Source organism: Streptomyces sp. NPDC002698 (assembly GCF_042888945.1).
GTDB lineage: Bacteria > Actinomycetota > Actinomycetes > Streptomycetales > Streptomycetaceae > Streptomyces.
Map to the genome: position 1 here is coordinate 88507 of NZ_JBIAQM010000032.1, position 6085 is coordinate 94591.

Sequence of the window (6085 nt, forward strand, 5' to 3'; positions counted from 1 at the left end):
GCCTACGACCGCAGGAAGGCCGCCAGGCCCTCCAGCAGCCGATCGACGTCGTCCTCGTCGTTGTACGGCGAGAGCCCGACCCGCAGGCCCCCGGTGTCCCCGAGTCCCAGGTGCCGGGACGCCTCCAGCGCGTAGAACGATCCGGCGGGTGCGTGCACACCGCGGTCCGCCAGGTACACGGAGGCGTCCGCCGCCTCCCGGCCGTCGAACGTCAGCAGCAGGGTGGGCGTACGACGGGCCGCGCGGGAGCGGACCGTGACCCCGGGCAGTTCGGCGAGGCCCGCCTCCAACCGTCCGCGCAGCGCTTCCTCGTGCCGCTCGATCGCCGCGAAGGCCGAGCGCAGACGGTCTCGCCTCCCGCCCGTCGTGTCGCCCGAGAGGCCGGCGAGGACATCGATCGCGGCGGTGGTGCCGGCGAGCAACTCGTAAGGCAGCGTCCCGAGTTCGAACCGCTCGGGAACCGTGTCGGTGGACGGAAGCAGTTTGTCGGGGCGCAGTCGCTCCAGCAGTAGCGGGGACGCGGCCAGGACACCGTGGTGGGGGCCGAGGAACTTGTAGGGCGAGCACACGAAGAAGTCGGCGCCGAGCCGCGCGAGATCCACGAAGGCGTGCGCCGCGTAGTGCACTCCGTCCACGTGGAGCAGCGCCCGTGGGTGCCGGTGGACCAGGCGGGCGATGCCGGCGACGTCGGGCACGGTCCCCGTCAGGTTCGAGGCGGCGGTGACCGCGACCAGCCGGGTGTGTTCGGTCAGCAGGGCGCCCACCGCGGAGGACGGGAGTTCACCCGTCTCCGGGTCGAAGTCCGCCCAGCGCACCTGGGCGCCGGCCCGTTCGGCCGCCTGGACCCAGGGCCGGATGTTCGCGTCATGGTCGAGACGGCTGACGACGACCTCGTCACCGGGAACCCAGCCCTTCGCGAGCGCCCCGGCGAGGTCGTACGTGAGCTGGGTGGCGCTGCGGCCGAAGACGACTCCGGACGGATCACCGCCCACCAGGTCGGCCACCGCCTGCCGGAACCCCTGGACGAAATTCTCCGCGTTCACCTCTCCCGGCGTCAGGCGCCCCCGGATCGACAGCGGGCCGGTGAGCGCGTCCGCGATCGCGCCGGCCACCCGGGCCGGGGTCTGTGTGCCGCCCGGCCCGTCGAAGTGCGCGACACCGGACAGCAGGGCGGGGATCTCGGCGCGCAGCGCGCCGACGTCGTACGTCACTCGGGCTCCTCACTGACTGCGGCGCGGCCCGCACCGGGCGGCCCGGAACGGGGTCCGGCCGTCGAAAGCCCGTGACGGGGCGGGCCCGCGCGTTCTCCGGTGATCATGGCAGGAGGCCCGCCGCGGTGGGAAGGCGGCGCGGCGCCCCGGGCGCGCCCCGAGGAGATGACGTACGGCCTGGGGCCGGCAACCGGGAACTCCGGTGCCGGCCCCAGGCCGTGAGTCATGACGCGTCGAACGGGCCGGGGCCCCTTCACGCGTGGCGGTGCGATCGGCTGTTGCCCGTCAGCACCCGGTAGAGAACCAGAAGGATCAGCGATCCCGCGATGGCGGCGATCCAGGTCGACAGGTCGAAGAACCCGTCGATCGAGTCGACGCCGAAGACGACCTTGCCCAGCCAGCCGCCCAGCAGGCCGCCCGCCACCCCGATCAGCATGGTGATGATGATCCCGCCCGGGTCCTTGCCCGGCAGGAGCAGCTTGGCGATGGCACCGGCAAGCAACCCGATCAGAATCCAAGCGATGATGCCCACAGTTCCTCCATCGTCCGTCCGTACAAGATGTGGCTTCCTCAGTCCGTGTGCGCCGTCCTGGCCGGAACAAACCTGTGAACCTCAGACCGTCGCCCGGTGCCTCGCCGCCGCGGCCTTGTCGAGTTCGGCCGTGAACTGCGCGCCGGCCAGCAGCGCAAGGTTGGACAGCCACAGCCACACCAGGAAGACGACAAGGCCCGCGAGGGACCCGTAGAGCCGGCTGTAGGCGCCGAGGACAGAGGCGTACAGGGCGAATCCGGCCGAGACGGCCAGCCAGAGGACGGCGGCCAGGACGCCGCCGGGCAGGCTGTGCCGGCGACGGCGGGCGGGCGGCGGCCCGGTGTGGAACACGATAAGGACCAGCAGGGCCACCAGGCACGTCAACAGGGGCCAGCGGAGCAGGTTCCACGCCACGGCCACCGTGCCGTCGACCCCGACGGCACGGCCGGCGGCCTCGGCCACCGGGCCGGTCAGCAACAGGACGAGCGCGCTGACGACGAGCAGTCCGAGAAGCGCCAGCGCGGTCAGCACCAGCCGGTGCGCGGTGCGCCAGGCCGAACGGTGGTCCGCCGCGTCGTGCATGCGGTGCAGAGCCCTGCGGAACACCGCCAGGTAGCTCGACGCCGACCACAGCGCGCTGGCCGCACCGGTGACCAGCAGCGTCCAGGCGGCGGACCGCTGCCGCAGCATCTCCCCCAGCGCCTGGTGCAGTTCGGCCCCCGACTGCGCGGGCGCGTACGCCGTGACGTGCGCGATGAACTGTTCGGCGGTGTCCGGACCGATCAGGCCGAAGGCGATGACCATGACCAGCAGGGCCGGGAGCACCGAGAGGATCGCGTAGTACGTCAGCGCGGCCGCCCAGTCGGACACGTCGTCGTTCCACATCGAGACCGGGGTGCGGCGCAGCGCCGGCCACCAGAAGGCGGGCAGCCGCGGCCCGTACCGGCGGAGCCGTGCCGGGCGGACCGCCTCGATGACACTGTTGGGCCCCGACTCAGCGGACATGCCCGGTCCCCGGGAACCGTGTGACGTCTCGTCCGTTCATCCCTCACCTCTCCGCGCCGGTCCGGCCGGCGTTCCGGACCCCGTGTCCGGCGGAGTCGGTCGAGGCTCTCCTTCCACGCGCGGGTCCCTCTACGCCTGCTCACCTTGTCCGTGGCGGTCGGCCGCGCGCGCACCGCCGCAGGTCACCGCGCGAGGGCTCACGCGGGCTGCCTCGGCGGGAGGCTTCGGTAGTAGGTCCCGACGCTGGACAGGTACGCGGGGTCCAGGGTCTCGCGGTCGGTCTTGAACACCGGCGCCGATTTGATCTCCTCGCGCGTGCACGCGACGGTGATCTTCTGGGACTCCGTGTCGATGCCGGCGACGACCCCCACGGGCACCAGCACACTCTTGCCGAACACCCAGACACCGGTGTCGACGACGATGTGCCGCATCCCCGATTCGTCGGCCTGCCGGTCGACATGCCCTATCGTCCCGTCGGTCGCCTCGACGCTGTAACCGGACAGTTCGTTGGCTTCGGGGTGGTTGAACTCCGGTGCGTACGACCAGATTTCGTCGATCGTCATGTCTTCCTCCGTCAGCTCGCGGGTTCGCCGATACGCTCCCGCGTCGTCCCACAGGGCTGCCAATACCCCGCTGTGCGGCGGGCATTCGATGAATCGGGCGTGCTGACACGCGGGCTCGGCGCCGTTCGCCCGAGTGCGTGACCGGGGCGTACGCCGTGTCAGCCGGCCCCGGGACTCCTCGCCCCGCCGCTCTCGTCGCGGGGTGCGGTGAGGTGCTCCGGCGTCAACGGGGCACACCACCGGGGAGAGGGGCCCCGCCCGTCAGCGGCGACGGCTGCGCGTCGCCCAGCCCCCGCCGACGCCCGAGAGGTGAAGGGCGAGCAGGGCGAGCCCGATGAGCATGACGTTGGTGGACGTGAACACGTGATTGGTCGAAACGTCACCGGCGTTGATCAGGAACGCGATGAACAGCAGTACGGCGGCAGCTATGCCGAGCATGAGGACTCCTTGTGAAGGTCCGGCAGTCGAGTGATGGAGTCCGGATGCCCCGAGAAGGCCGCCCGACACTACGTCGCGTGACGGATCCGCCGGATCCCCTTCCGGCAACGCCGTACGGCAACCCGCGGAGGCGGGCCCGCATGCGGGGGCGGGCGCGCCGGGGCGACAAGCAGGCGGCGGGCACGCCGGGGTCGACAGCCGCGTTCGGGCACGCCGGGGCCAGGCACCCGCGGGGCGGGCACGCCAGGGGCGGGCACGCCAGGGGCGGGCGCTGGGACATCGGCGGGGCGGGCGGCGCTTGGACGCGGGTGGATCGCCCGGCAAGCGCCGCCACGGACCTCCGTCCTAGGAAACGCTCCCGGCCGAAGCCCCCGCACCCTCACGCGCGGCCGCGCCCCCCGCCGGACCGGTCGCCCGCCACACGCCCTCGTGGTCCTCGGCCAGTCCGAGTCCGGCCAGACCCTTCAGATGCCCGAGCACGGTGGAGCGCCGGAAGCCCACGGCCGCGGTGAGTTCCGCGACCTCGACACCCTCGGCGCCCGCTTCCGCCAGGCGCTCCCACGTGCGCACGGCATGACGGCTCAGACCGCTCTCGCTCACCGCCCTGGACACGGCCTCGGCCCTTTCCCCGTTCGCGTCCTGCCCGGTAACGGGAGGCTCGGCCCGCGCCGGCCGCGGGCCGACCGCACCCGCGCCCGCCTGCTCCCGGACCTCGCGGGGCGACCTCCTCGGTCCGACCGGACGGGGTGTCATGTTCACCTTGCGGTGCCTACGGCCTTTGCTGTGTCGGCTCATCGATTCCTCATCTCCGCCTCGACGATGCTCACAGCAGGAGAACGAGCGGGGGCCGACTAGGTAGTTCAGCCGTTCGACGGACAGGAACCTGCCGTCATCGGGCCCCCGCCATCCGGATGCGGCCACGCTCGGGACGGGAGACGACGGCCGTTCAGCGTCCGCACCTCGGCGGGTTGCTGTGCGAGCGGCGGGGCGGCCGCGGACACCGCCTTCGGCGAGGGCGCCGGGGACGTCACGCTCCCCAGCAGTCCGGCCTGCCGCGCTTCCCGCCGCTTCTCTCCGGCCACGAGCAGGGCGTCGGCGGCGACGACGGCGTCGCGCACGCTGGTCGTTCCCGTCATCACACAGAGCGTGTACGTGACGTCCTCCAGGCCGCGGGCCGTCTCCAGTGTCTCCTTCTCGGCGTACGCGATCTTCAGGGCCGCGTAACGCGTCAGCAGCCTCCGGACAACCTTCGGGTCGGGCACGAGCACGGCGAGGGCTCCTCTCTCGAGTTTCCGTCCGTGTGCCCGGGTTCGCCACGGTTCATTCCCAACAACCGCCCCAGACAACCTATGTGGCCCAACGCCGCCCCGATGACGGCACCCCGCCGCTCCCGCCCGTCGCGTGCGGAACGGACCGGCACCCGGGCGCGAAGGTGTGACGCGAACGAACCAGGGAACTTGGAGGCACCGGACGTTGATGGCGACGGTTCCCCCCGCAGGGCGCGTCCGGCGGCGGTCGCGGCCGATGGCACCGCCGGCGGCCCCGCCACGGACGCCCCCGCGCCGGAACACGTACAAAAGATCTGTGTGAAGGAAACGAACATGACGACTTCCCCTACACCGAATTACACCGTCCCCGGCGTCAGCACGCACGACGGCGGGCGGATCATCGATCTGCTGAGCATGCGGCTGCACGCTCTCAACGACCTGTCGCTCACGCTGAAACACATCCACTGGAACGTGGTGGGCCCGCATTTCATCGCCGTGCACGAAATGCTCGACCCGCAGGTGGACCGCGTGCGCGACATGGCGGACGACGCCGCCGAACGGATCTCCGCCCTCGGCGGGGTTCCGCACGGCACACCGGGAGCGCTCGTCGCCGAACGGACCTGGGACGACTACAGCGTCGGCCGCGCCGACGCCATCGCCCACCTCGGCGCCCTCGACCTCGTCTACACGGGGATCGTGCAGGAGCACCGCGCGGCCGTGGCCGAGATCGGCAAGATCGACCCGGTGACCGAGGACCTTCTCATCGAACAGCTCCGCGCGCTCGAACAGTTCCAGTGGTTCGTCCGGGCGCACCTGGAGAGTTCGGGCGGGTCGCTGTCGCAGGCCGGGGCCCGGACGGAACGCGAGGCGGCGCGATCGGCCCGGCAGGGCACCACGGGCTAGGACAGCGAGGCCCTGACGGAAGAACACGTCGGTACACGTCGGTACACGTCGGTACACGTCGGTACACGTCGGTACACGTCGGGGGGGGGGGGGGGGGGGGGGGGGGGGGGGGGGGGGGGGGGGGCGCCCGGCGGGGGGGGGGGGGGGGGGGGGGGGGGGGGGCCG

General features: G+C 72.3%; 8 protein-coding genes. 1 reads left to right on the plus strand and 7 read right to left on the minus strand.

From position 1 onward, the window contains the following. Window positions 1–2 precede the first annotated feature (2 nt). The 7 genes from ACFYW9_RS32155 to ACFYW9_RS32185 all read right to left on the minus strand — a co-directional run bounded on the left by ACFYW9_RS32155 (window position 3) and on the right by ACFYW9_RS32185 (window position 5017). The gene (locus tag ACFYW9_RS32155) at window positions 3–1211 is read right to left on the minus strand and encodes a cysteine desulfurase-like protein (protein WP_389157819.1); all 1209 of its coding nucleotides are present in this window, start codon (window positions 1209–1211) and stop codon (window positions 3–5) included. Between the two features lie 253 nt (window positions 1212–1464). Beyond that, complete coding sequence (locus ACFYW9_RS32160) at window positions 1465–1743, minus strand: GlsB/YeaQ/YmgE family stress response membrane protein (protein WP_326789817.1); 279 nt, start codon at window positions 1741–1743, stop codon at window positions 1465–1467. 81 nt (window positions 1744–1824) lie between these two features. Then, the gene (locus ACFYW9_RS32165) at window positions 1825–2748 is read right to left on the minus strand and encodes a YihY/virulence factor BrkB family protein (protein ID WP_389157823.1); all 924 of its coding nucleotides are present in this window, start codon (window positions 2746–2748) and stop codon (window positions 1825–1827) included. Window positions 2749–2945: 197 nt separating this feature from the next. Next, window positions 2946–3311: a PRC-barrel domain-containing protein gene (locus ACFYW9_RS32170; protein WP_351866708.1), complete on the minus strand. Its 366-nt coding sequence runs from the start codon at window positions 3309–3311 to the stop codon at window positions 2946–2948. Window positions 3312–3572: 261 nt separating this feature from the next. Beyond that, on the minus strand, window positions 3573–3749 hold the full coding sequence (locus tag ACFYW9_RS32175; protein WP_261705424.1) for a hypothetical protein: 177 nt from the start codon (window positions 3747–3749) through the stop codon (window positions 3573–3575). 345 nt (window positions 3750–4094) lie between these two features. After that, the gene (locus tag ACFYW9_RS32180; RefSeq protein ID WP_389157828.1) at window positions 4095–4361 is read right to left on the minus strand and encodes a hypothetical protein; all 267 of its coding nucleotides are present in this window, start codon (window positions 4359–4361) and stop codon (window positions 4095–4097) included. A 248-nt stretch (window positions 4362–4609) separates the two neighbouring features. Further along, window positions 4610–5017, minus strand: coding sequence for a DUF5133 domain-containing protein (locus tag ACFYW9_RS32185; RefSeq protein WP_389157831.1), 408 nt, complete (start codon window positions 5015–5017; stop codon window positions 4610–4612). A gap of 333 nt (window positions 5018–5350) precedes the next feature. Between ACFYW9_RS32185 and ACFYW9_RS32190 the strand changes: the two genes are divergently transcribed. Continuing rightward, window positions 5351–5920 carry a Dps family protein gene (locus ACFYW9_RS32190; protein ID WP_389157834.1) on the plus strand — a complete coding sequence of 190 codons (570 nt, stop codon included), beginning with the start codon at window positions 5351–5353 and terminating at the stop codon, window positions 5918–5920. Window positions 5921–6085 lie beyond the last annotated feature (165 nt).